21 protein-coding genes and 1 riboswitch are annotated in these 21882 nt (G+C 75.6%); of the genes, 11 read left to right on the top strand and 10 right to left on the bottom strand.

Annotated features, from left to right (window positions below; genetic code table 11):
- Both H2O74_RS03140 and H2O74_RS03135 read right to left on the bottom strand, forming a co-directional pair.
- A complete protein-coding gene (locus H2O74_RS03140; RefSeq protein ID WP_182113085.1) occupies window positions 1–384 on the bottom strand; it encodes a cold-shock protein in 384 nt (127 codons plus the stop codon).
- A gap of 63 nt (window positions 385–447) precedes the next feature.
- The gene (locus H2O74_RS03135) at window positions 448–795 is read right to left on the bottom strand and encodes a hypothetical protein (RefSeq protein WP_182113084.1); all 348 of its coding nucleotides are present in this window, start codon (window positions 793–795) and stop codon (window positions 448–450) included.
- A gap of 147 nt (window positions 796–942) precedes the next feature.
- On the opposite strand from H2O74_RS03135, the gene H2O74_RS03130 reads away from it, so the two are divergent.
- Window positions 943–3459, top strand: a complete 2517-nt coding sequence (locus tag H2O74_RS03130; RefSeq protein ID WP_182113083.1) for a helicase-associated domain-containing protein — start codon at window positions 943–945, stop codon at window positions 3457–3459.
- Window positions 3460–3467: 8 nt separating this feature from the next.
- Window positions 3468–5120, top strand: coding sequence for a DNA repair helicase XPB (locus tag H2O74_RS03125; RefSeq protein WP_182113082.1), 1653 nt, complete (start codon window positions 3468–3470; stop codon window positions 5118–5120).
- Window positions 5121–5145: 25 nt separating this feature from the next.
- Here H2O74_RS03125 and H2O74_RS03120 read toward each other — a convergent pair whose 3' ends face one another.
- A complete protein-coding gene (locus H2O74_RS03120) occupies window positions 5146–5928 on the bottom strand; it encodes a type 1 glutamine amidotransferase (RefSeq protein WP_182113081.1) in 783 nt (260 codons plus the stop codon).
- 185 nt (window positions 5929–6113) lie between these two features.
- On the opposite strand from H2O74_RS03120, the gene H2O74_RS03115 reads away from it, so the two are divergent.
- The 6 genes from H2O74_RS03115 (at window position 6114) to H2O74_RS03090 (ending at window position 13183) form a co-directional block, all read left to right on the top strand.
- Complete coding sequence (locus tag H2O74_RS03115; RefSeq protein ID WP_182113080.1) at window positions 6114–7007, top strand: aminoglycoside phosphotransferase family protein; 894 nt, start codon at window positions 6114–6116, stop codon at window positions 7005–7007.
- Window positions 7008–7082: 75 nt separating this feature from the next.
- Window positions 7083–9167, top strand: a complete 2085-nt coding sequence (locus H2O74_RS03110) for a TPM domain-containing protein (RefSeq protein WP_182113079.1) — start codon at window positions 7083–7085, stop codon at window positions 9165–9167.
- A 75-nt stretch (window positions 9168–9242) separates the two neighbouring features.
- A complete protein-coding gene (locus tag H2O74_RS03105; RefSeq protein WP_182113078.1) occupies window positions 9243–9983 on the top strand; it encodes a PspA/IM30 family protein in 741 nt (246 codons plus the stop codon).
- A gap of 118 nt (window positions 9984–10101) precedes the next feature.
- Window positions 10102–10839 (top strand): response regulator transcription factor, encoded by a 738-nt coding sequence (locus H2O74_RS03100; protein ID WP_182113077.1) that lies wholly within the window; start codon window positions 10102–10104, stop codon window positions 10837–10839.
- An 11-nt stretch (window positions 10840–10850) separates the two neighbouring features.
- Window positions 10851–12320, top strand: a complete 1470-nt coding sequence (locus H2O74_RS03095) for a cell wall metabolism sensor histidine kinase WalK (RefSeq protein ID WP_182113076.1) — start codon at window positions 10851–10853, stop codon at window positions 12318–12320.
- Between the two features lie 65 nt (window positions 12321–12385).
- Window positions 12386–13183 (top strand): hypothetical protein, encoded by a 798-nt coding sequence (locus tag H2O74_RS03090; RefSeq protein ID WP_255491752.1) that lies wholly within the window; start codon window positions 12386–12388, stop codon window positions 13181–13183.
- Window positions 13184–13186: 3 nt separating this feature from the next.
- Here H2O74_RS03090 and H2O74_RS03085 read toward each other — a convergent pair whose 3' ends face one another.
- Complete coding sequence (locus tag H2O74_RS03085; protein ID WP_182113075.1) at window positions 13187–13477, bottom strand: WXG100 family type VII secretion target; 291 nt, start codon at window positions 13475–13477, stop codon at window positions 13187–13189.
- A 190-nt stretch (window positions 13478–13667) separates the two neighbouring features.
- On the opposite strand from H2O74_RS03085, the gene H2O74_RS03080 reads away from it, so the two are divergent.
- Window positions 13668–13985, top strand: coding sequence for a DUF4031 domain-containing protein (locus tag H2O74_RS03080; protein WP_182113074.1), 318 nt, complete (start codon window positions 13668–13670; stop codon window positions 13983–13985).
- Window positions 13986–14087: 102 nt separating this feature from the next.
- Here the strand turns inward: H2O74_RS03080 and groL are convergent, their stop codons facing one another.
- From groL to H2O74_RS03060, 4 genes are all read right to left on the bottom strand, one after another.
- A complete protein-coding gene (gene groL, locus H2O74_RS03075) occupies window positions 14088–15725 on the bottom strand; it encodes a chaperonin GroEL (RefSeq protein WP_182113073.1) in 1638 nt (545 codons plus the stop codon).
- Between the two features lie 204 nt (window positions 15726–15929).
- Entirely contained in the window at window positions 15930–17387 is a 1458-nt protein-coding gene (locus tag H2O74_RS03070) for an NAD(P)/FAD-dependent oxidoreductase (RefSeq protein ID WP_182113072.1), read from the bottom strand.
- A gap of 113 nt (window positions 17388–17500) precedes the next feature.
- Window positions 17501–18124, bottom strand: coding sequence for a LytR C-terminal domain-containing protein (locus H2O74_RS03065; protein ID WP_182113071.1), 624 nt, complete (start codon window positions 18122–18124; stop codon window positions 17501–17503).
- Window positions 18125–18153: 29 nt separating this feature from the next.
- Window positions 18154–18453 (bottom strand): DUF3263 domain-containing protein, encoded by a 300-nt coding sequence (locus H2O74_RS03060; RefSeq protein WP_182114020.1) that lies wholly within the window; start codon window positions 18451–18453, stop codon window positions 18154–18156.
- Between the two features lie 165 nt (window positions 18454–18618).
- On the opposite strand from H2O74_RS03060, the gene H2O74_RS03055 reads away from it, so the two are divergent.
- Complete coding sequence (locus tag H2O74_RS03055) at window positions 18619–19377, top strand: uracil-DNA glycosylase (RefSeq protein ID WP_182114019.1); 759 nt, start codon at window positions 18619–18621, stop codon at window positions 19375–19377.
- On the opposite strand, the gene H2O74_RS03050 is transcribed toward H2O74_RS03055, so the two are convergent.
- Window positions 19370–19768 (bottom strand): hypothetical protein, encoded by a 399-nt coding sequence (locus H2O74_RS03050; protein WP_182113070.1) that lies wholly within the window; start codon window positions 19766–19768, stop codon window positions 19370–19372. The two genes, H2O74_RS03055 and H2O74_RS03050, sit on opposite strands and share 8 nt — an antisense overlap.
- Window positions 19769–19986: 218 nt before the next feature.
- Window positions 19987–20061, bottom strand: a riboswitch (cyclic di-GMP riboswitch).
- Window positions 20062–20161: 100 nt separating this feature from the next.
- Here H2O74_RS03050 and H2O74_RS03045 point away from each other — a divergent pair.
- Window positions 20162–21043, top strand: coding sequence for an SGNH/GDSL hydrolase family protein (locus tag H2O74_RS03045; protein ID WP_182113069.1), 882 nt, complete (start codon window positions 20162–20164; stop codon window positions 21041–21043).
- 25 nt (window positions 21044–21068) lie between these two features.
- Here H2O74_RS03045 and H2O74_RS03040 read toward each other — a convergent pair whose 3' ends face one another.
- Entirely contained in the window at window positions 21069–21860 is a 792-nt protein-coding gene (locus tag H2O74_RS03040; RefSeq protein ID WP_182113068.1) for a hypothetical protein, read from the bottom strand.
- Window positions 21861–21882: the final 22 nt, after the last annotated feature.

Below are 21882 nucleotides of genomic sequence, written 5' to 3'. Positions count from 1 at the left end.
TCAGGCCTCGAGGTCGTCGGCGACGGCGCGGAGCAGGGAGGCGACCTGCGACGCCTTGCCCTTCTCCGGGTAGCGACCGCGGCGCAGGCCGTTGCCCACCGAGTCCAGGACCTTGATGAGGTCCTCGACGATGATTGCCATGTCGTCGGCCGGCTTGCGCTGGGCCTTCGCGACCGAGGGCAGCGGCTCGAGGAACTTGACCGACAGGGCCTGCGGGCCGCGGCGGCCGTCGGCGACGCCGAAGTCCACCTTGGTGCCGGGCTTGGGGGCGGTCACGCCCGCGGGCAGCGCGGAGGCGTGCAGGAAGACCTCGTCGCCCTCGTCGCTGGCGATGAAACCGAAGCCGCGCTCGGCGTCGAACCACTTGACCTTGCCGGTAGGCACCTGGACCCCTGACGGAGAAGAGAAGGCTGACCGCCCCAGGCTACCGGCCGCGCGCCCGCCGGCTCACCAGACGACGGCGACGATGATGTTGAGCAGGGTCAGGCCGCCGATCGCGCCCCACACACCCGTGCTGACGCTCTGCTGACGGCGGCCCCGCAGCACCAGCGCGAAGATGACCAGCAGGACGAGCGTCTTGATTCCGATCTTGAGGTTGTCGACATGCTCGCCGTTGCCGAGCGCGTAGGCCATGCCGACGAGCGCGACGCCCGTGACGAGCTGCGTGAGCGCACCGTGGAACATCGCGGCGTCGATCTTCTTGGTCTTCGGCTTCATCTGGACGAGGAACCCGCCGAGCAGGCTCGCGAGGCCGACGAAGTGGAGGACCAGCAGCAGGTCCCGGGCGATCTCCATGGGGGGATTCTCCTCAGCTCGTGGACGCGCCATGTTGCAGACGCGATGTCGACAACCTTACCGTCCGCCCCGGGAGGCCGAGCCGCGGGTGGTCCGGGTCCCCGCCCGCGCACCGGCGACCCCACGCGCGCACGTATCGTGGGACGGATGACCACGTTCACCGAGCACCTGCGCGCCCGCGGGGAAGCGGGTCTCGCCGCGCTGCTCGACGGACGTCCCGACCTGGCGGCCCCGCCACCGGCGACCCTCAGGGCGCTCGCCGCGCGCGCCGCCAACCGCGCCAGCCTGGACCGCGCCCTCGCGGGCGTCGACGTCGTCGTCCTGCACGTCCTGGAGGCCGCGCTCGCGCTCTTCCCCGCGGACGGCCGCGCCGACGACGGCGGCCGCGCACCCCTGACTGAGGCGGACCTTGCCGCAGCCACCGGGGCCCGGCCCGACGACGTCGCGCCCGCGGTCGCCGTCGCGTGGGACCTGGCGCTGCTGTGGAGCCCCGACGTCGTGGAGGGCGCCGCGCCGGCGCCCGGAGCCCCGCTCGTCCCGGCCCCCGGGCTCGACGAGGTGCTCGGCCCCTACCCCGCGGGGCTCGGGCCCACGCTCCGCACGGCGCTGGCGCGCCGCAGCGCGCAGGGCCTCGAGCGGCTGCGCGCCGACCTCGGCCTGCCGGCGCGGGCACCCGAGGCCGGTGACCCCGACGACGTCAGCGCCGCTCCGCCGGACGACGCCGGGTCGGCCGTCGACGCCGTCGCGGCCCATCTCGCGCGCCCGGCCACCGTCCGCGCGCTCCTCGACCGGGCACCCACCGGGGCCGCGCCCGTGCTCGACGCGCTCGCGTGGGGCCCTCCCGTGGGCCGCTCCCCCGTCCCCGCGCCGGGCCAGGAGCCCGGACCGGGCCGCACCGCCGTCGAGTGGCTGCTGCGCCACGGCCTGCTCTCGGTCGGGGACCCCCAGCACGTCGTGCTCCCCCGGGAGGTCGCGCTCGTGCTCCGCGACGGCCGGACGCACCGCGGCACGCCCGGCGAGCCGACCCCCGACGCCGCGGCGGTCGACGACCGCACGGTCGCCGCCGAGTCGGCCCAGCACGCGCTCGAGGCGGTCCGGCTCGTCGGCGTCCTGCTCGAGACCTGGAGCGCCGACCCGCCGCCCGTCCTGCGGGCCGGCGGGCTCGGCACGCGCGAGCTGCGCCGCGTCGCCAGCCGGCTCGGCACCGACGAGACCACGACGGCGCTCGTCGTCGAGGTCGCGGGGGCCGCCGGGCTCGTGGCCGACGACGGCGAGGAGCAGGCGTCGATCGCCCCCACCGCCGACGCCGACGACTGGCTGCGCCGGCCCGCGCCCGAGCGCTGGGAGGTGCTCGCCGCCGCATGGTTCGCCTCGGAGCGCGCGGCGTGGCTGGTGGGGACGCGCGACGACCGCGGGACCGTGCGGCCCGCGCTCGACCCCGAGGCCCGGCGGCCGTGGGCGCCGCGCCTGCGGCGCACCGTGCTCGAGGTGCTCGCCGCCACGCCCGCGCCCGGGACGCCCGCGGGCCGTCGCGGCGCCCTGACCGCGGAGCAGGTCCACGAGGTCCTCGCCTGGCGCACGCCCCGCTCCGCGCCGCCCGTGCACGCCGTGGAGTCGGTGCTCGCGGAGGCCACCACGCTCGGCGTCCTCGGTGGTGGCGCGCTCGCCGCGGCGGGCGCCGCCCTGCTCGGCCCCGGGCCCGCCGCCGCGGCCGCGCTGGCTGCCCAGCTCCCGCCCGCGGTCGACGAGCTCCTGCTCCAGGGCGACCTCACCGGCATCGTGCCCGGCCGCCCGTCGGAGGGCCTCGCGGCGCTGGTCGAGCTCGCGGCGCAGGTCGAGTCGCGCGGAGCGGGCCTGACCGTGCGCTTCACCGAGTCCAGCGTGCGCCACGCGCTCGACCGCGGACGCACCGCCGAGGAGCTGCTCGCCGAGCTGTCGCGGTTCGCCCGCAACGGCGTGCCGCAGCCGCTCGAGTACCTGGTGCTCGACGTCGCCCGCCGCCACGGGCGGCTGCGCGTGGGGATGGCGTCGTCGTACCTGCGCGCCGACGACCCGTCCCTGCTCGCCGGCCTGGTCGACGACAAGGCGCTGCGCGGGCTCGGCCTGCTCCTCCTGGCGCCGACCGTCATCGCGTCGCAGGCCACGCCGTCCGCCCTGCTCGCCGCGCTGCGCGAGCGAGGGCTCGCACCCGTCACCGAGGACCCGGGCGGGAACGTCGTGGTCGTCGACCCCACCGCCGCGCGCGTCCGCGGACGCGCGCGCCGCCGTCCGGCCCCGGCGGCGCCCGCAGCCCCGGCGGCCGACGACGCCCGCCGGCGCCGGCTGCACCGCCTCGCGAAGGACCTGCTCGCCGCGGACCGGCGCGAGGCCGCCGCGGCCACGGCCGGCGGCCCGCCCGCGCGCCCGACCGCCGGCGAGGCGTGGCAGGCGACCGGTGACGAGCAGGGAACACCCGACCCGGTCCTGGCGTTGGCGCTGCTGCGGGAGGCCGTCGCCGAGGGCCGAGAGGTCTGGCTCGACATCGTCGGCCCGGGTGGTGGCTCGACACGCCGCCGGGTCCGCCCGGTGCGCGTCGACGCGGGCCGCGTCCGCGCCATCGACCCGGTCCGCGAGGCCGAGCTCACCGTCGCCGTGCACCGCATCGCCGGCGTCACCCCCACCTGAGGAGACCGATGACCGAAGGCGCCCCCGGGCCGCTCATCGTGCAGAGCGACAAGACGCTCCTGCTCGAGATCGACCACCCCGACGCCGCGGCGTGCCGGCGCGCGATCGCGCCCTTCGCCGAGCTCGAGCGGGCACCGGAGCACGTCCACACCTACCGGCTGACGCCGCTCGGGCTGTGGAACGCGCGCGCCGCCGGCCACGACGCCGAGCAGGTCGTCGCCGTCCTGCTGCAGTACTCGCGCTACCCCGTCCCCCACGCCCTGCTCGTCGACGTCGCCGAGACGATGGCGCGCTACGGCCGCCTGCAGCTCGTGCAGCACCCGACGCACGGCCTCGTGCTGCACGCGCTGGACCGCGCGGTGCTCGAGGAGGTCCTGCGCTCGCGCAAGACCGCCGGGCTCGTCGGCGCGCGCATCGACCCGGACACGGTCGCGGTCCACGCGAGCGAGCGGGGCCACCTCAAGCAGGTGCTGCTCAAGCTCGGCTGGCCCGTCGAGGACCTCGCCGGGTACGTCGACGGCGAGGCCCACCCGATCGACCTGGACGAGACCGGCTGGGCCATGCGGCCCTACCAGCAGCAGGCGGTCGACGGCTTCTGGGACGGCGGCAGCGGCGTCGTCGTGCTCCCGTGCGGCGCGGGCAAGACGATCGTCGGCGCGGGCGCCATGGCGCGCTCGAAGACGACGACGCTCATCCTCGTGACCAACACGGTCTCGGCGCGCCAGTGGCGCGACGAGCTGCTGCGCCGCACGACGCTCACCGAGGACGAGATCGGCGAGTACTCGGGTGCCCGCAAGGAGGTGCGACCGGTCACGATCGCGACCTACCAGGTGCTCACGACCCGCCGGAAGGGCGTCTACACGCACCTCGAGCTGCTGGACGCGCGCGACTGGGGCCTCGTCCTCTACGACGAGGTCCACCTGCTGCCGGCGCCGATCTTCCGCATGACGGCCGACCTGCAGGCCCGGCGGCGCCTCGGCCTGACCGCGACGCTCGTGCGCGAGGACGGCCGCGAGGACGAGGTCTTCTCGCTCATCGGCCCGAAGCGCTTCGACGCACCCTGGAAGGACATCGAGTCCCAGGGCTACATCGCGCCCGCCGACTGCGTCGAGGTGCGCCTCACCCTGCCCGACGGCGACCGCCTCGCCTACGCGACCGCCGAGCCGGAGGAGAAGTACCGGCTCGCGGCGAGCGCCACGGGCAAGAACCGGGTCGTCGAGCAGCTCGTCGCCCAGCACCCGGACGACCAGGTGCTCGTCATCGGCCAGTACATCGACCAGCTCGAGCTGCTGGCGGACCACCTCGACGCCCCGCTCATCACGGGCGCGACGACCGTCCGCGAGCGCGAGCGGCTGTTCGCGGCGTTCCGCACGGGGGAGGTCACGCGGCTCGTCGTGAGCAAGGTCGCCAACTTCTCGGTCGACCTGCCCGAGGCCGCCGTCGCGATCCAGGTCAGCGGCTCCTTCGGGTCACGCCAGGAGGAGGCGCAGCGCCTCGGCCGGATCATGCGGCCCAAGGCGGACGGGCGCACCGCGCACTTCTACGCGGTCGTCGCGCGGGACACCGTCGACCAGGAGTTCGCCGCGCACCGGCAGCGCTTCCTCGCCGAGCAGGGCTACGCGTACCGGATCGTCGACGCGGAGGACCTGGTCGGCGGCTGAGGCGGCCGGCCAGGGGCGGCCGGGGTCAGTCCAGCAGCGCGGGCTGCGCGGTGCTCGGCGTGCCCGCCGTGGCCGCGTGGCGCACGACCTCGGCGAAGCGGTGCGCGAGGGCCCGACCGCCCGCGGTGACCGCGTCGGCGTGCTCGTCGTACGCCGCGAGCACCGCGGCGTCGTCGACGTCGTCGTTCAGCGCGGCCCAGGTGGCGAACGTCGCACGCGAGACCTCGGGGTGGAACTGCACGCCCCACGCCGCCGGACCCACGCGGAAGGCCTGGTAGGGGTACAGGTGCGAGGACGCCAGCCACACGGCGCCCGGAGGAAGGTCCACGACGGCGTCGGCGTGCATCGTCGGCATCGCCAGGAGCACCCCTCCGGTGAGGGGGTGGTCGGCGGGCACGTCGGCGGCAAGCCCGCCGAGGAGGGGGTCCGCCGCCGCGTCGGGACGCGGGTGCACGTCGATGACCCCCGACTCCCGCCCGGGAGGAGCCCCGACCTGGACCCGCCCGCCCGTGGCCACCGCGAGCAGCTGCGCGCCGAGGCAGATCCCGAGTGTCGGCACCCCCGACGTCGCGGCGGCCGCCAGCAAGCCGCGCGTCGTCGGGAGCCAGGGGAGACCGACGTCGTCGTGCGCATGGCTCGGTCCGCCGAGTACGACGAGACCTTCGCGGACCGCCTCGACCGCAGGGATCTCGTCACCCGCCCATGGGCGGACCGTGCGGATCCTCAGCTCCGGGTCGACCTCGGTCAGCCAGCCGCCGAAGCGGTCGAGGGGACACGAGGGCGTGTGCTCGATCACGGTGAGGATCACCCGGCGACTGTAGTGGGAGCGCGTTCATGACCGCCAGGGGCCCGGGCCCGTCCGGTGTCGCGTGAGGGCCGACTGCCACGGCACGGCAGTCGCGCAGCCGCGGCCGTCGAGCCGGCCGCCGATCTCCCGGCGATCTCGCGAAATGGTGATGAGCACCGCGCTCCCCCGCTCCTAGGCTGCGCCGGATGACCCGGCTCGCCGCTCCCGCGATCACCGCCGACCTCGTGCGACGCCTCGTCGCCGAGCAGCACCCGCGCTGGGCGGCACTCCCGGTGACGCCCGTCCCGCGCAGCGGCTGGGACAACCGCACCTTCCGCCTGGGCGACGAGCTGCTGGTGCGCCTGCCCAGTGCGGCCGAGTACGCCGAGGCGGTGGTGAAGGAGCAGCGCTGGCTGCCCGTCCTGGCCGGGCACCTGCCGCTGCCGATCCCGGCTCCCGTGGCTGCGGGGGCGCCCGGCCGGCACTTCCCGTGGCCCTGGTCGGTGTACCGGTGGCTGCCCGGTGAGTCCGCCGATGCCGCACCGCCCGCCGACCTGACGCGGCTCGCCGTCGACCTCGCGGCGTTTCTCGCGGCGCTGCAGGCGGTGCCAGGGCCGGGACCGGGGCCGGGTCAGCACAACTGGTGGCGCGGCGGGCCGGTCGACCGCTACGAGCACGAGACCCGTCACGCCCTCGAGGTCCTGGCCGGCGAGGTCGACGTCACGGCCGCCGGGCAGGTCTGGCAGGCCGCGGTGGCGTCGACGTGGGGCGGGCCGGACGTCTGGCTGCACGGCGACGTCGCGCCCGGGAACCTCCTGGTCAGCGGAGGCGCCCTCAGTGCCGTCATCGACTTCGGCACGTGCGGCTGGGGCGACCCCGCCTGCGACCTCGTGATCGCCTGGACCTTCTTCGACGGCCGGTCGCGGGATGCCTTCCGAGGAGCCGTCGACGCCGATGCGGGGACGTGGGCGCGGGCGCGTGGGTGGGCGCTGTGGAAGGCGCTGATCACGATGGACCGGCGGCGCGACGACGCCGCGGCATCCGCGGCCGCCCGGCGGGTGCTGGAGGCCGTGCTCGCGGACCACGCCGCGCACGGCTGAGCATCTCCGTGCTCGCCCGCCGCCCCGTCGGGCCGGCCGATTGCGGGGGGCGCGGCTGGTCGCGAGGATCGAGTCGTGACCAGCCGCAGCGTCGCCGACAGCCGCCGTGCGGTCGGCCTCGCGGCGCGCACCCTGCTGACCGCGCTGCTGACCGGCCTCGCGCTGACGTCCCTGCTCCCCGGCGCGGCGCACGCCGCCGTCCGCGCCGAGCCGCCCCTGGCGGTCGAGGGCGAGATCACCGACCCGGCCGGCGCGCTGCGGGGCCGCGAGGCCCAGGTCCAGGAGGCCCTCGACGAGCTCGCCGACGCGACGCCGTACCAGCTGTTCGTCGTCTTCGTGGACTCGTTCGACGGCCTCGACCCGTTCGAGTGGGCGAACGAGACGGCCGTCGAGTCCGGCCTCGGCACGAACGACGTGCTGCTCGCCGTCGCCGTCGAGGACCGGCAGTACGCGACCTCGGTCGACGACGCCGTGCCGCTCTCCGACGAGCAGCTCGCCCGGATCGACGCCGAGCGCGTCGAGCCCCGCCTGCGCGACGGCGACTGGGCCGGCGCGGCGATCGGCGCGGCTGAGGGCATCCAGGACGCCGCCCGTGGGGGCACCGGCGCCGGCGGCGGCTTCCCGGTCCTGCCGGTGCTCCTCGTCGGCGGGCTCGTGGTCATCGTCGCGGTCACGTTCGCCCTGTCCCGCCGGCGCGCTCCCGCGGGCGCCCGGCGCACCGTGCCCGCCCAGGGCCCGGCCGGCCTGCCGACCGAAGAGCTCAACCGGCGCGCCGGCCAGGCGCTCGTCGCGTGCGACGACGCCGTCCGCACGTCCGAGCAGGAGCTCGGCTTCGCGCAGGCGCAGTTCGGGATCGAGGCGACGCGCGTGTTCGCGCAGGTCCTCGAGGCCGCCAAGCCGACGCTGGCGCGGGCGTTCCTCCTGCGCCAGCAGCTCGACGACGCGGTGCCCGAGGACGAGCCGCAGCGACGCGCGATGCTGCTCGAGATCCTGTCCCTGTGCGAGCAGGTCGACACCTCGCTCGACGCGCAGACCGCGGAGTTCGAGCGGCTGCGCGACCTGCAGGCGCGCGTCCCGGAGGTCCTCGAGGAGACCGCCCGCCGCGCGGACGAGGTGCAGGGCCGGCTCCCGGCGGCGCAGGCCACGCTCGACGCGCTGGCGGCGACGTACTCCCCCGAGGCGCTCGCCACGGTGCGCGGCAACCTCACGCAGGCGGCGTCCCTGCTCGACGCGGCACGTACCGGGGTGGACCGTGGACGCGAGGCGCTCGACACCGACCGCGCGGCCGCGGTCGCGCTCGCGCGAGGCGCCCAGGACGCCGTCGGGCAGGCCGTCACGCTGCTCGACGCCGTGGGACGTGCGGGGCAGGAGCTCGCGCAGGCGGGCGCACGGATCGACGCCGGCATCGCGTCGCTCGCCGCGGACGTCACCGACGCCGAGCGCCTGGCGCCGCGCGACCCCGCGGTCGCCGCCGCCGTCGCGCCCGCGCGGGAGGTCCTCGCGGCGGCCCGGGCACAGCGGGCGGGCGGCGACCCGCTCGCGACGCTGCGGCGCCTCACGGATGCCGAGACGGCGCTCGACGCGGCACTGGCGCCCGCGCGCGAGCAGGCGGAGCACACGGCGCGCGCCCAGGCGCAGCTGCGCGAGGTGCTGGCGCGGCTCGACGCCCGCGTCAGGGCGGTCGGCGACTTCATCGAGACGCGGCGCGGGGCGGTCGGCGCCGAGGCACGGACCCGGCTCGCCGAGGCCGCACGCCTGACGCAGGACGCGGCGGCGGCCGCCGCCTCGGACCCGGCGGGCGCGCTGGCGACGGCGCGCCGCGCGGAGCAGCTGGTCCTCTCGGCGCAGCAGCTCGCGGAGGCGGACGTCGCACGCTGGCAGTCGCCGCAGGGTCCGTACGGCGGCGGCCGGGGTGGCACCGACGTGGGCTCGCTCGTCCTCGGCGGGATCCTGCTCGACCAGGTCCTGGGCGGCGGGAGCCGTCGGGGCGGGGGCTACGGCGGGGGCGGCTTCGGAGGGGGTGGCTTCGGCGGCGGGTTCGGTGGCGGCGGATTCGGTGGCGGCGGACGATCGGGCGGCGGCCGGCGCTCGGGCGGCGGGTTCGGCGGCAGCTTCGGCGGGGGCGGCCGCGGACGCCGCGGAGGAGGTGGCCGCTTCTGACCGACGGCGAGCCCGCGCACCGCACCCACGCACACCCCACCCACGCACGCACACCCCACGGGAAGGCAGTCACTCATGGCTGAGAAGCAGACCGTCCTGGGCCGCATCGCCCAGCTCGCGAAGGCCAACATCAACTCGCTCATCGACCGGGCGGAGGACCCGGAGAAGATGCTCGACCAGCTGGTCCGCGACTACACCAACGCCATCGCGGAGGCGGAGGACGCCGTCGCCCTGACCATCGGCAACGTGCGGCTCGCGGAGGCCGACCACGCGGAGGACGTCGCGGCCGCACAGGACTGGGGCCGCAAGGCCGTGGCGGCGTCGGCGAAGGCCGACCAGCTCCGCGCTGCGGGGAACGGCACCGAGGCGGACCGCTTCGACAACCTCGCGAAGGTCGCGATCTCCAAGCAGATCGCCTTCGAGGGCGAGGCGCGGTCGGCGGAGCCGATGATCGCGTCGCAGAACGAGGTCGTGGCGAAGCTGAAGTCGGGACTCGTCGAGATGCGGAACCGCCTCGAGCAGCTCCGCTCGAAGCGCGACCAGCTCATCGCGCGCCAGAAGACGGCCCAGGCGCAGGCCACCGTGCACGAGGCGCTCTCGTCGATCAACGTGCTGGACCCGACGAGCGAGGTGGCGCGGTTCGAGGAGAAGGTGCGCCGGGAAGAGGCGCGCGTCGCGGGTCACCAGGAGCTGGCCGCCTCCTCGCTCGACGCCCAGTTCGAGGAGCTCGAGGTCGACGCCGGCATGCTCGAGGTGGAGGCGCGGCTCGCCCAGCTCAAGCAGGGCGCCGCACCGGCGCAGATCCAGGACAGCTGACGGTCCGTCCCGCGGGTGCGGCCGGTCCGGTGACCGGTCGGCCGCACCCTCGGGCCGGGTCAGCGATGTCCCAGGGACCTCTCAGGTGGTTCCCAGGGACGAGCGGGAGACTGGAGCCATGCCCACCGAGCGTGCACCCGAGGCGCGGCTCGTCGTCGTCGACGACGAGCCGACCATCCGCGAGCTCCTGACGACGTCGCTGCGCTTCGCCGGCTTCGAGGTGCACGCGGCGGCCGACGGCGCCTCCGCGCTGGCCCTGGTGCGGGACCTGCGGCCCGACCTCGTCGTGCTCGACGTGATGCTCCCCGACATGGACGGGTTCACGGTGACCCGCCGGATGCGCGAGCGCGGCCAGCAGGTGCCCGTGCTCTTCCTCACGGCGCGCGACGACACCACGGACAAGGTCGCGGGACTGACGGTGGGTGGCGACGACTACGTGACCAAGCCGTTCAGCCTGGAGGAGGTCGTGGCGCGGATCCGCGCGGTGCTGCGCCGCACCGCGCCCGCCCCGCCCGACGACTCGGCGGTCCTGCGCTACGCCGACCTCGAGCTCGACGAGGACGCCCGCGAGGTCCGGCGCGCGGGCCGCTCGGTGGATCTGTCCCCCACCGAGTTCGCCCTGCTGCGCTACCTCATGCTCAACGCCGGTCGCGTGCTGTCCAAGGCGCAGATCCTCGACCACGTCTGGCAGTACGACTGGGGTGGCGACGGCAGCATCGTCGAGTCCTACATCTCCTACCTGCGCCGCAAGATCGACCGCCTCCCCGAGGGCGTCGAGGGCGAGCAGCCGGTCCCGCTGATCCACACCAAGCGGGGCGTCGGCTACGTGCTGCGCCTGCCCCCCGGGTCGGCGTGAGCCACCCGGGCATGAGCCGCGCGGGCCGCGCGTGGTCGCGCCTGCCGCTGCGCACGCAGCTGTCCGTGATGTTCGCCGTCGTCCTCGCGCTCGGCCTGGTGCTCACGGGCGCGACGGCGCTCACGTTCCTGCGGCAGTCGCTGCTCGGGCAGGTGGACGACCAGCTCTCCGCCGCGTCGCAGGGCCTCGTCGACCGGGTCACCAACCAGCTGCCCCGGGGCCCGGGGGCGACGGACCTGCCGAGCGACTACCAGGTCGTCCTCTCGACGCCGGACGGCCAGGTCGTCCAGCACTGGGTGGCGGACCCGTCCACGACCGACCTCGCCGACGTGCCCCCGATGAGCGTCCAGGAGGTCGCGGAGCGAGGCGGTGAGCCCTTCACCGTCGGGTCGGTGGACGGCGGGACCTCGTGGCGCGTCCTCGCGCAACGGCTCGTGGGCGCCGGGTCCGACGACGTCGTCGGTACCGTCGCCGTGGCGCTGCCCCTGACGTCGGCAGAGAACACGCTGGACCAGATGCGCCTGGCGCTGGCGGCCATCGGCGTCGGCGTCGTCGCGCTCGGGGCGCTGGCGGGATTCTGGGGGGTGCGGCGCTCGCTGCGACCGCTGCGCGAGATCGAGGACACCGCCGCGGCCATCGCGGCCGGGGACCTCTCGCGCCGCGTCCCGGACCGGCCCGCCTCGACGGAGGTCGGTCGCCTCGGGCGCGCGCTCAACGGCATGCTCGCCCAGATCGAGACGGCCTTCGCCGCCCGCACCGCGTCCGAGCGGCGCATGCGGCGCTTCGTCAGCGACGCGAGCCACGAGCTGCGGACGCCGCTCGCGACCATCCGGGGTTACGGGGAGCTGTACCGGATGGGCGCGGTGCCGCCCGAGGAGGTCCCCGCCACCGTCCAGCGGATGGAGGACGCCGCCACGCGCATGGGTCGGATGGTGCAGGACCTGCTCGACCTCGCGCGGCTCGACGAGCGGCGGGCGGTCCGGCACGAGCCCGTCGACCTGGCGGGGGTGGCCGCCGACGCCGCGGCCGACCTGCGCGCGCTGGACCCCGGGCGTCCCGTGCGGCTCGAGCCGCTGGTCCCCGGCGGCTCGATGGGCGACCTCGTGGTCCTCGGGGACGAGGACCGCCTGCGACAGGTCCTGGCGAACCTCGTCGGGAACACGGTCGAGCACACGCCGCCGGGCACCCCGGTCGAGATCGCGCTCGGCACACCGGCGCCCGGCCGCGCCGTCGTGGAGGTCAGGGACCACGGCCCGGGCATCGCGCCCGAGCACGCCGCGCGCGTCTTCGAGCGCTTCTACCGGGTGGACCCGGCCCGGGGGCGCGACGCCGGCGGCGCCGGCCTCGGCATGGCGATCGTCGCGGCGATCGTCGAGGCGCACGACGGCTCGGTGACGCTCGTGCCGACCCCGGGAGGCGGCGCCACCGTGCGCGTCGACCTCCCCCTCGCCGCGCCGGGTGCACCCGCGCGGGATGAGTGAGCCGGTTCGTCCGGTCAGGCATACGATGGGCGGCCGGTCTTGTCCCCGAGCGCGAAGGCACGGCGATGGGCGTCCACGACGCACCCCAGTGGTTGATCCCCGCGTGGACCAGGGCCTGCATCGGCGCCGGCGCCACGGCCGCCCGTGACGAGGTCGAGAAGGTCGGCGAGGCCCTGCTGGACCGGTGGTCGGAGCCCGACCGCCACTTCCACAACGTGCGCCACCTGACCGACGTGCTCGCGCGCGTCGACGAGCTCGCGGAGGAGACGCACGAGCCCGACCTCGTGCGTCTCGCGGCCTGGTACCACGGCGCCGTCTTCGACTCCGCGGAGCGCGCGTCGTACGCCCGGCGCGGGGGCGAGGACGAGACGGCGAGCGCGGTGCTCGCGCGCAGCGAGCTGACCGACCTCGGCCTGCCGGAGGTGTCGGTCGCGCGCGTCGTCCAGCTCGTCACGGCGCTGCGCCGCCACACCGTCGACCCCGACGACTTCGACTGCGCCGTGCTCTGCGACGCGGACCTCGCGATGCTCGCGGCGGAGCCCCAGCGGTACAAGGCGTACCTCGCCGACATCCGCGCGGAGTACGCGCACCTCCCGCTCGAGGAGTTCGTCCGCGCGCGGATCGCGATCCTGCGCAAGCTCGAGCTCCGCCGCACCCTGTTCGTCTCGCCGCTCGGCGCCGCGTGGGAGGAGGCCGCCCGGCAGAACGTGGCGGCCGAGCTGCACCGCCTGACCAAGGAGCTCGCGAGGCTCGAGGCCGAGCACGCGGCGGGCTCCGCGGCCGGTCCGGACGCCGCCACCGGCCCCGCCTCCGCCACCGGTGCGGACGCCGCCGCCGGCTCCGCACCCGTCCGGACCCCGTAGCGCTCACCGCACGAAGAGCCGCGCCGCCTGCTGCTCGGCGTCGGCGTACGTCTGGGACGCGGCGCCCAGGGCCGTCGTGATGCCGTCGAGGCTCGCCTCGACGGCACGCTGCGTCACCGACCAGTCCGCCACGACTCCCGCGAACGCCGTCGCCGCCGTGCCCTGCCACCCGGCCTGCAGCTCGGTGAGGTGCCGCAGCAGCGCCGCCACCTCCGCCCGGATCGTCGCCACCGACGCCGCCGCCGCCGTGCCGGCCTGCGCCACCTGCGCGCTGTCGACCTCGTACCTGCTCATCAGGTCCTCCCCTCTCCGTGGGAGGCCGACGCTAGGCAGCGCGGTCCGGCGTCGGGGGCAGGGACCGCCGGGCCTGTGGAGGGACAGGCGTGCGGAGAGGGCTGTGGAGGAACGGGACGTGCAGGGACACGGCGGCGTGGGGACAGGGCGGTGGCCGGACAGGGCGGTGGCCGCGGTGTTGGATCGGGGCATGGCCGTGCTCCTGGACCCGCCGCTGTGGCCGCGGCACGGCACCGTGTGGGGCCACCTCGTGAGCGACGCGTCCCTCGCCGAGCTCCACGCCTTCGCCGACCGTGCGGGCATCCCGCGGCGCGCCTTCGACCTCGACCACTACGACGTGCCCGCCGAGCGCTACGCCGACCTCGTCGGCCACGGCGCGCGGCTCGTCGACAGCCGGGAGCTCGTGCGGCGCCTGCGCGCCTCGGGCCTGCGGGTCCGCGCGCGCGACCGTGCCCGTGAGCGCCCCGTGAGCGCCCCGCGACCTTCGCCCCGCGAGCGCACCGCGTGACGGTGCCGCAGGCACCCCCCGGGAACGCGAACGGCGGGTGCCCCCGAAGGGACACCCGCCGTCGTCAGTGCGAGCGCGCGGCTCGGACCCCGACCGGGAAGGTCAGAAGTCCATGCCGCCCATGCCGCCACCGTCGCCACCGGAAGGAGCGGAGTGCTTCTCCGGCTTGTCGGCCACGACGGCCTCGGTGGTGAGGAACAGGGCGGCGATCGACGCGGCGTTCTGCAGCGCCGAGCGCGTGACCTTGACCGGGTCGTTGACGCCCGCGGCCAGCAGGTCCTCGTACACGCCGGTCGCGGCGTTGAGGCCCTGACCCGCCGGGAGGTTGCGGACCTTCTCCGCCACGACGCCGCCCTCGAGGCCGGCGTTGATGGCGATCTGCTTCAGCGGGGCGTCGATCGCGAGCTGCACGATCCGCGCACCGGTCGCCTCGTCACCCACGAGCGCGAGGATGTCGGCCTGCTCGAAGGCAGCCTTGCCGGCCTGGATGAGGGCGACGCCACCACCGGCGACGATGCCCTCCTCGACGGCAGCCTTCGCGTTGCGGACGGCGTCCTCGATGCGGTGCTTGCGCTCCTTGAGCTCGACCTCGGTGGCCGCGCCCGCCTTGATGACGGCGACGCCGCCGGCGAGCTTCGCGAGGCGCTCCTGGAGCTTCTCGCGGTCGTAGTCCGAGTCCGAGTTCTCGATCTCGGCGCGGATCTGCGCGACGCGACCGGCGATCTGGTCGGCGTCGCCGAGGCCCTCGACGATCGTGGTCTCGTCCTTGGTGACGACGACCTTGCGCGCCTGGCCGAGCAGCTCCAGGCCCGCGTTCTCGAGCTTGAGGCCCACGGTCTCGGAGATGACCTGGCCACCCGTGAGGGTCGCCATGTCCTGCAGCATCGCCTTGCGACGGTCCCCGAAGCCCGGCGCCTTGACGGCGACGGAGCGGAACGTGCCGCGGATCTTGTTCACGACGAGCGTGGCCAGGGCCTCGCCCTCGATGTCCTCGGCGACGATGAAGAGCGGCTTGCCGGACTGGATGACCTTCTCCAGCAGCGGCAGCAGGTCCTTGACGTTCGAGATCTTGGACTCGACGAGCAGCACGTAGGCGTCCTCGAGGACGGCCTCCTGGCGCTCCGCGTCGGTCACGAAGTACGCCGACAGGAAGCCCTTGTCGAAGCGCATGCCCTCCGTGAGCTCGAGCTCCAGGCCGAGGGCGCTGGACTCCTCGACCGTGATCACGCCCTCCTTGCCGACCTTGTCCATCGCCTCGGCGATGAGCTCGCCGATGGCCGGGTCGCCGGCGGAGATGCCCGCGGTCGCGGCGATCTCCTCCTTGGTCTCGACCTCCTTGGCGGCCGAGAGCAGCTGCGCCGTGACGGCGTCGACGGCCTTCTCGATGCCGCGCTTGAGCGCGATCGGGTTGGCGCCGGCGGCGACGTTCCGCAGACCCTCCTTGACGAGGGCCTGGGCGAGCACGGTGGCGGTGGTGGTGCCGTCGCCCGCGACGTCGTCCGTCTTCTTGGCGACCTCCTTGACGAGCTCGGCGCCGATCTTCTCGAGGGGCTCCTCGAGCTCGATCTCCTTGGCGATCGAGACACCGTCGTTGGTGATCGTGGGGGCGCCCCACTTCTTCTCGAGCACGACGTTGCGGCCCTTCGGGCCGAGCGTGACCTTGACGGCGTCGGCGAGGGCGTTCATGCCCCGCTCCATGCCGCGGCGGGCCTCCTCGTCGAAGGCAATGATCTTGGCCATACGGATGGTCCTCCGGTGTTGGCGGTGTCCTGGGCGCCGGCGCCCGCGACGGACGGCTCGGGCCGCCCGCGGTCACATCCCGTCGGGGGCCCGGACCTCACCTCGGCCCAGGGTCTTCTGTCACTCTCGGGTCGAGAGTGCTAACTCATTATTGGCACTCTCACCCGGCGAGTGCAAGCGCCGTGGCGCCGCCGCCGCCGCGCCTCAGGGCGCGAGGCCGGGCGGGCGCTCGATGCCGAAGCTGCGCGCGAGGACGCGCCGCGCGGCGTGCCAGCCGCCCATGCCGTGGACCCCGGGCCCCGGCGGCACGGCAGCGGAGCACAGGTAGACGCCGTCGGCCGCGACGAAGGGGTCCGGGCTCAGGACGGGCCCGACGAGCATCCGCGGCAGGGTGATCGCACCACCCGCGATGTCGCCGCCGACGTAGTTCGCGTTGCCCAGCTCGATCCGCGCCGCGGGGGTGCACCGCGAGGCGACGACGACGTCGCGGAAGCCGGGCGCGTACTGCTCGATGCGCGCGGTGACGGCCTCGGTCACGTCCGCGCGCGACCCGGCCGGGACGTGCGCGTACGTCCACAGCGGGCGGTGCCCGTCGGCGGTCGCGCGGCCCGGGTCGCCCACCGACGGGTCGCTCGCGAGCACCATGGGCGGCTCGGCGTGCCGGCCCTGCGTCAGGGCGTGCTCCGCGGCGGCCATCTCGGCGCGCGTGCCGCCGACGTGCACCGTCCCGGCCCGGCCCACGCGGGGGTCGGCCCACGGCACCGGACCCGAGAGGACGAAGTCGACCTTGGCCGCGGCGTTCCCGTGCCGGTACGCCTGGTAGCCGCGCGCGGTCCCACGGCTCAGGCGGGCGCCCATGACCGCGGCGACCGCCGAGGGCGAGGTGTCGAAGACGACAGCGCGCGCGGGTGGCAGGTCGCGCTGCGTGCGCACGAGGTGACCCGTGCGGATCTCGCCCCCGTGCGCGCGCAGGTCCGCCACGAGCGCGTCGGTGATGGCCTGCGTGCCCCCGAGCGGCACGGTCCAGCCGACGGCGTGCGCGAGCGTGCCCAGCAGCAGGGCCGTGCCGGCCCCCGCGATCGAGGGCAGGGGCGTGATCGCGTGCGACGCGATGCCGGTGAGCAGCGCGGGCGCCGTCTCCTCACGGAACCGGCGGTCCCAGAGCGGGGCCACGCCCTGCTCGAACGCCCGCAGACCGAAGCGCACCGCGGTCACCAGGTCGCGCGGGAGGTGGCGGCGGTCGCCCAGGAGGAAACCGACGAGGGCCTCGGCGTGCGCGACGAGCGGCCCGAAGGTCTCGAGCCACGCGCCGCCGTCGACGCCGAGCTCCCGCGCGGTGCGGTCGAGGTCGCGGTAGGCGATCCCGGCCCCCTGGGCCAGCGGCTGGGCGTACGACACCTCGGGCGCCACCAGCTCGACGCCGCGGGCCGCCAGGTCGAACCGCCGGAAGAACGGCGAGGCGACGGCCATGGGGTGGACGGCGCTGCACGTGTCGTGGACGACGCCCGGCCACAGGCCGAGGTCCGCCGTGCGGGCGCCCCCGCCCGGGTGCGGCTGGGCCTCGAGCACGACGACCTCGAGCCCCGCCCGCGCGAGCGTCACCGCGGCGGCGAGGCCGTTGGGTCCGGAGCCCACGACGACGACGTCCAGCGCCCGCGTCATGCACGCTCCCGTCGTCCGTCCGTCCCGTCCCCCGCATCCTCACCGCTCGGGGCGGTCGCGGCGACCGCAGGCGGCGGCCCGGGCGGCCGCCTGCGTCGCACGACGCGGTCGGCTCAGTCCTCGTAGTCGGCGGCGAGCACGACGACGACGCCTTCGGGCGCCTGCTCCGCGGACTCCTGCACGGCGGTGATGCCGAGGGTCTGCGCGACGAGCTCCGCCGTCGTGACCTGGTCGGGCGTCGCGTAGTACACGGTCGACGCCTCGAGGTCGTCGCCCTGCCAGTTGCCGGCACTCACGGCCGTGAAGCCGGCCTCCTCCACACGCTCGGCCGCACCGCCCGCGAGGCCGGAGCGGGACGTGGCGTTGAACACCTCGACGGGTGTGGCGAGGTCGACCGGGGGCGGGGGCGGGGTCGTCTCGACCGGCTCCTCCGTCTCCGGCTCGACGGGCACCTCGGCCTCGCCGGCGTCCTCCTCGACCGGCTCCTCCTCGGTGGTCCCCTCGTCGGCCTCGGTGGACGTCCCCTCCGCGGGCGTCCCCCCGGAGCCCAGCCCCTGCCAGTCGGAGAGCCACGTGACCGCGCCGTAGGCGAGGAGGGGGAAGACGACGAGGACGACCAGGAAGGGCAGCAGACGGCGGCGGCGCGAGCGCGGTGCGCGGTGAACGCCTCGTGGGCCGCCCCGGGCATCCGCGGCGTCGAACTCGTCCGCGGGGTAGGGGTAGTCGCCGGCCTTCACGGCGGACAGGCTAGCGGGCGCCCCGCCTCTCAGGCGTCGACACCCAGACGACGCGCGGTGCGGGCCCGCTGGCGGGACGCGCGCATCCGGCGCAGGCGCTTGATCAGCATGGGGTCCTGGGCCAGCGCCGCGGGCGAGTCGATGAGCGCATTGAGCACCTGGTAGTACCGCGTCGCGGACATGTCGAAGAGCTCCTTGACCGCCTGCTCCTTGGCCCCGGCGTACTTCCACCACTGGCGCTCGAAGGCGAGGATCTGCTGGTCGCGCTCGGAGAGCTCGGCGGCGTGGACCCGGGCGTCCGTGCGGTCCGCGTCGCGCGCGGTGGCCATCGCGTCCATGGGTCCTCCAGGGTGAAGCGGCGTCGTCGCCCGTCCCCGGGCGTCGGCTCATCGTAGACGCGGAATGACACGCGTGTCATTCGTCCCGGCGCGTCGGGATGACCCCCGCGCGGTGATCGAGTAAGGGAGCGCGGCGGCGGCTAGGGTCGCCGCGTGATCCGTCAGCCCCTCGACGCGCTCATGGCCCCGGACTGGGCCGCGGCCCTCGCACCGGTCGAGCTGCGGCTGCGCGAGATCGGCGACGCGCTGCGCGCGGAGTCCGCGGCCGGCCGGGCCTGGCTCCCGGCCCCCGACGCCGTCCTGCGCGCGTTCGCGCGGCCCATGGCGGACGTCCGCGTGCTCGTCATCGGCCAGGACCCGTACCCGACGCCCGGGCACGCCGTCGGCCTGTCCTTCTCGGTGGCGCCCGGGGTGCGCCCGCTGCCCCGCTCGCTGCAGAACATCCACCGCGAGCTCGCGGACGACGTCGGCGTCGTGCGCGGGCCCGACGGCGACCTCAGCGACTGGGAGCAGGAGGGCGTCCTGCTCCTCAACCGGGTCCTCACCGTGGGCACCGGCGCACCGGGCTCGCACCGGCACCTCGGGTGGCAGGACGTCACCGACCGCGCCGTCACGGCGCTCGTGGAACGGGGCGGGCCGCTCGTCGCCCTCCTGTGGGGCCGCGACGCGCAGCAGGTCCGCCCGCTGCTCGGGGGCGTCCCCGTGGTCGAGAGCGCGCACCCCAGCCCGCTCTCGGCGTCCCGGGGCTTCTTCGGCTCCCGGCCGTTCTCCCGCGTCGACGCGCTGCTCGCCGAGCAGGGCGCGCCTCCCGTGCGCTGGTCCCCCGACCAGCAGACCCGACCGACCGGCGCCGCCCCCTCCCCAGGGGACGGCGCCACGTCGGGCGCCGCGGTCCTGCGACCGCGAACTAGCTGAGGACGACGCTCACCCCCGTGAGCTCCTCAGCCGGCACCGGCACGTTCGCCGGCACCGGGACCGTCGTCTCCGACGCACCGATCACTGCGGACAGCTCGGCCAGCGCGACCCCCCCGGGCCCGCTGAGGGTCACGACCACGTCGTGTCCCTCGCAAGCGGTGTCCAGCCCCGACAGCCGGGCCCCGCTCACGCCGTATCCCTGCAGTGCGGCGTCGTAGGCGACGTCGTACCGGACCTCGATCTGCGACGAGCTGCACCCCTGCACCCCGTCCTCCCCCACCAGGACCTGCTGACCCCCCAGGTCGACCCCGGCCGCGGACGCCGTCCGCACGCCCACCAGGGCGAGCGCCACGAGTGCGACCGATGCCGCCTTCCTCGTCCGTCGATCCATCTCCACCCTCCTGGTGGTCCACGTCACCGGATCCGTCCGGTGATCCCCTGCGCCGACGTCCTGCCGGCGGTCGCACGCCCGGGGGCGTGCGGGAAGCGTCCTGAGAACGTGCTCAGGAGGCGGGTAGGCCGAGGCCGAGGGGGACGCGCGCGGCGTCGTGGCACAGAGGAGTGGAGCCGGATCGCACGGGAAGCGTGCTGCTCATGGTGGACCTCACGTTCGGTGGCCCGGCTGACCCGAGGGGTCCCGTGGCTTTGCGTCCCCACCTCGCGGTGGGTTTGCCCTTGTCGCTGACGAGCCAAGAGTGACCCATCACACGCCGGCGGTCCAGCCCCCCTTCCGGCTCCGCGCCCGGATTGGGCGTCTGTGTCGCATCGGCGCACACTGGGAGGCGTGGAATTCACCCGGACGCCGCACGGCGACGACGAGCAGCCGACCGCACCGCCGGGCCGCACCGCGCCGTGGCGCCGCTACGTGGCGCTGGGCGACTCGTTCACCGAGGGCCTGTGGGACGTCCCCGGGGGTGCCCCGCCGACCACCACCACCGCCGTCGACCCCACGCTCGTGTGCCGGGGCTGGGCGGACCTGCTGGCCGCGCACCTGGCCGAGCGCGCCGGCATCGGGCAGGGCGACGCCCCGGTGCAGTACGCCAACCTCGCCGTGCGGGGTCGCCTCCTGGAGCCGATCCTGCGCGAGCAGGTGCCGGCCGCCCTCGAGCTGCGTCCGGACCTCGTGAGCGTCGTCGGCGGGGGCAACGACATGCTCCGGCCGGCGGCGGACCCCGACGTGCTCGCGGAACGCCTCGAGGCGGCCGTCGCGCGGCTGCGGGCGGCCGGCGTCGACGTGCTGCTCGCGACCGGCATGGACGCCAAGGACAGCCCGGTCGTCCGGCGCACGCGGTGGCGTGCGGGCGTCTACAACGCGCACATCTGGTCGATCGCACGCAAGCACGGCGCCTACGTGGCGGACGTGTGGGGGATGCGCTCGCTTCGCGACTGGCGCATGTGGGCGCCGGACCGGATCCACCTCACGACCGAGGGGCACCGGCGCGTCGCGCAGGCGGCCCTGGTCGGCCTGGGGCTCGAGCCCGACGACGCCGCCTGGGACGACCCGCTCACGCCGCTGCCGCCCGTGCCGCTCGCGGCGCGCGTCCAGCAGGACGCGGAGTGGTTCCGCGAGCACGCCTACCCGTGGGCGACGCGACGCCTGCGGCGCCGGTCCAGCGGTGACGCACGGCGGCCCAAGCGGCCCGAGCTCACGCCGGTGGAGCGCTGAGCCCCGCAGCAGGGTCCCGGCTGGATCACGAGCACCGCAGGATGTTCCTGCTCCCGAAGATGTCCGTCCAGCTGTCTGCCATCAGGACGACGGAGCGCTGCTGACCCGCCGACACCGTGCGGATGTTCCCCGTGCCGCGCAGCACGAAGGTCGGGCGCTGCGCGCAGCCGGTCTGCGCCGCGACGTTGGACGGCCCCCAGAGGACCTCCGGCGTGCCCCCGAAGACGGGGTGCGCCAGGTCGTAGACCAGCTCCCACGCCCCGCCGGGCGTCGAGGGCGAGGTCACGACGACCGTGAAGCTGCGACGCTTCGGGTCGGCGAACCACGAGCGGTCCGCCACCTCGGTGACGACGGCCGTGCAGGTGGCCGCGGGGTTGTCGACGATCCGGCACGTGACCGGCGGCGCGTACGTCCACGTCGTGGCCAGGTTCCAACCGTCGACCGTCGCGTGCACCCGGACACCCGCGGACGGCTGGTACGCGGGGACGACGACGTCCTGCACCTGCGCGGCCAGGACGACGCTCGCTGCGTGCTTCGCGGCGCCGGAGGCGTCGACCAGGGTCAGCTGGAGCCGTCGGCCGACGCAGTCGGCGGGCACCGTGAGGCGCACCCGCGTCTGCGTCGTCGCGGCCGGGTCGCTCACCGTGGCGCCCGCGCCGTCGCCGCACGGGCGCGAGGCCGTGAAGGCGTCGATGACCCCGCCCCTGACGGTGAGCGAGGAGGCGCTCCCGAGCGTCGCGCTGCCGAGCACAGCCACCAGGAGGACGACGACGACCGCGAAGCGCTTCCTCACGTCGTCCCCTCCCTTCTCGACCATGCTGTTGACCTGCTCCGTGCCC

This window comes from Actinotalea sp. JY-7876 (assembly GCF_014042015.1).
In the GTDB taxonomy this organism is placed as follows: Bacteria; Actinomycetota; Actinomycetes; order Actinomycetales; family Cellulomonadaceae; genus Actinotalea.
Note: the sequence above shows the minus strand (reverse complement) of the source record. Positions and strands in the feature narration are given on the sequence as shown.

Coding starts and splice junctions, on each gene's coding strand:
- H2O74_RS03135 (WP_182113084.1), bottom strand. CDS start 795: ATGGAGATCGCCCGGGACCTGCTGCTGGTCCTCCACTTCGTCGGCCTC.
- H2O74_RS03130 (WP_182113083.1), top strand. CDS start 943: ATGACCACGTTCACCGAGCACCTGCGCGCCCGCGGGGAAGCGGGTCTC.
- H2O74_RS03125 (WP_182113082.1), top strand. CDS start 3,468: ATGACCGAAGGCGCCCCCGGGCCGCTCATCGTGCAGAGCGACAAGACG.
- H2O74_RS03115 (WP_182113080.1), top strand. CDS start 6,114: ATGACCCGGCTCGCCGCTCCCGCGATCACCGCCGACCTCGTGCGACGC.
- H2O74_RS03105 (WP_182113078.1), top strand. CDS start 9,243: ATGGCTGAGAAGCAGACCGTCCTGGGCCGCATCGCCCAGCTCGCGAAG.
- H2O74_RS03100 (WP_182113077.1), top strand. CDS start 10,102: ATGCCCACCGAGCGTGCACCCGAGGCGCGGCTCGTCGTCGTCGACGAC.
- H2O74_RS03095 (WP_182113076.1), top strand. CDS start 10,851: ATGAGCCGCGCGGGCCGCGCGTGGTCGCGCCTGCCGCTGCGCACGCAG.
- H2O74_RS03090 (WP_255491752.1), top strand. CDS start 12,386: ATGGGCGTCCACGACGCACCCCAGTGGTTGATCCCCGCGTGGACCAGG.
- H2O74_RS03085 (WP_182113075.1), bottom strand. CDS start 13,477: ATGAGCAGGTACGAGGTCGACAGCGCGCAGGTGGCGCAGGCCGGCACG.
- H2O74_RS03080 (WP_182113074.1), top strand. CDS start 13,668: ATGGCCGTGCTCCTGGACCCGCCGCTGTGGCCGCGGCACGGCACCGTG.
- groL (WP_182113073.1), bottom strand. CDS start 15,725: ATGGCCAAGATCATTGCCTTCGACGAGGAGGCCCGCCGCGGCATGGAG.
- H2O74_RS03070 (WP_182113072.1), bottom strand. CDS start 17,387: ATGACGCGGGCGCTGGACGTCGTCGTCGTGGGCTCCGGACCCAACGGC.
- H2O74_RS03060 (WP_182114020.1), bottom strand. CDS start 18,453: ATGGCCACCGCGCGCGACGCGGACCGCACGGACGCCCGGGTCCACGCC.
- H2O74_RS03050 (WP_182113070.1), bottom strand. CDS start 19,768: ATGGATCGACGGACGAGGAAGGCGGCATCGGTCGCACTCGTGGCGCTC.
- H2O74_RS03040 (WP_182113068.1), bottom strand. CDS start 21,860: ATGGTCGAGAAGGGAGGGGACGACGTGAGGAAGCGCTTCGCGGTCGTC.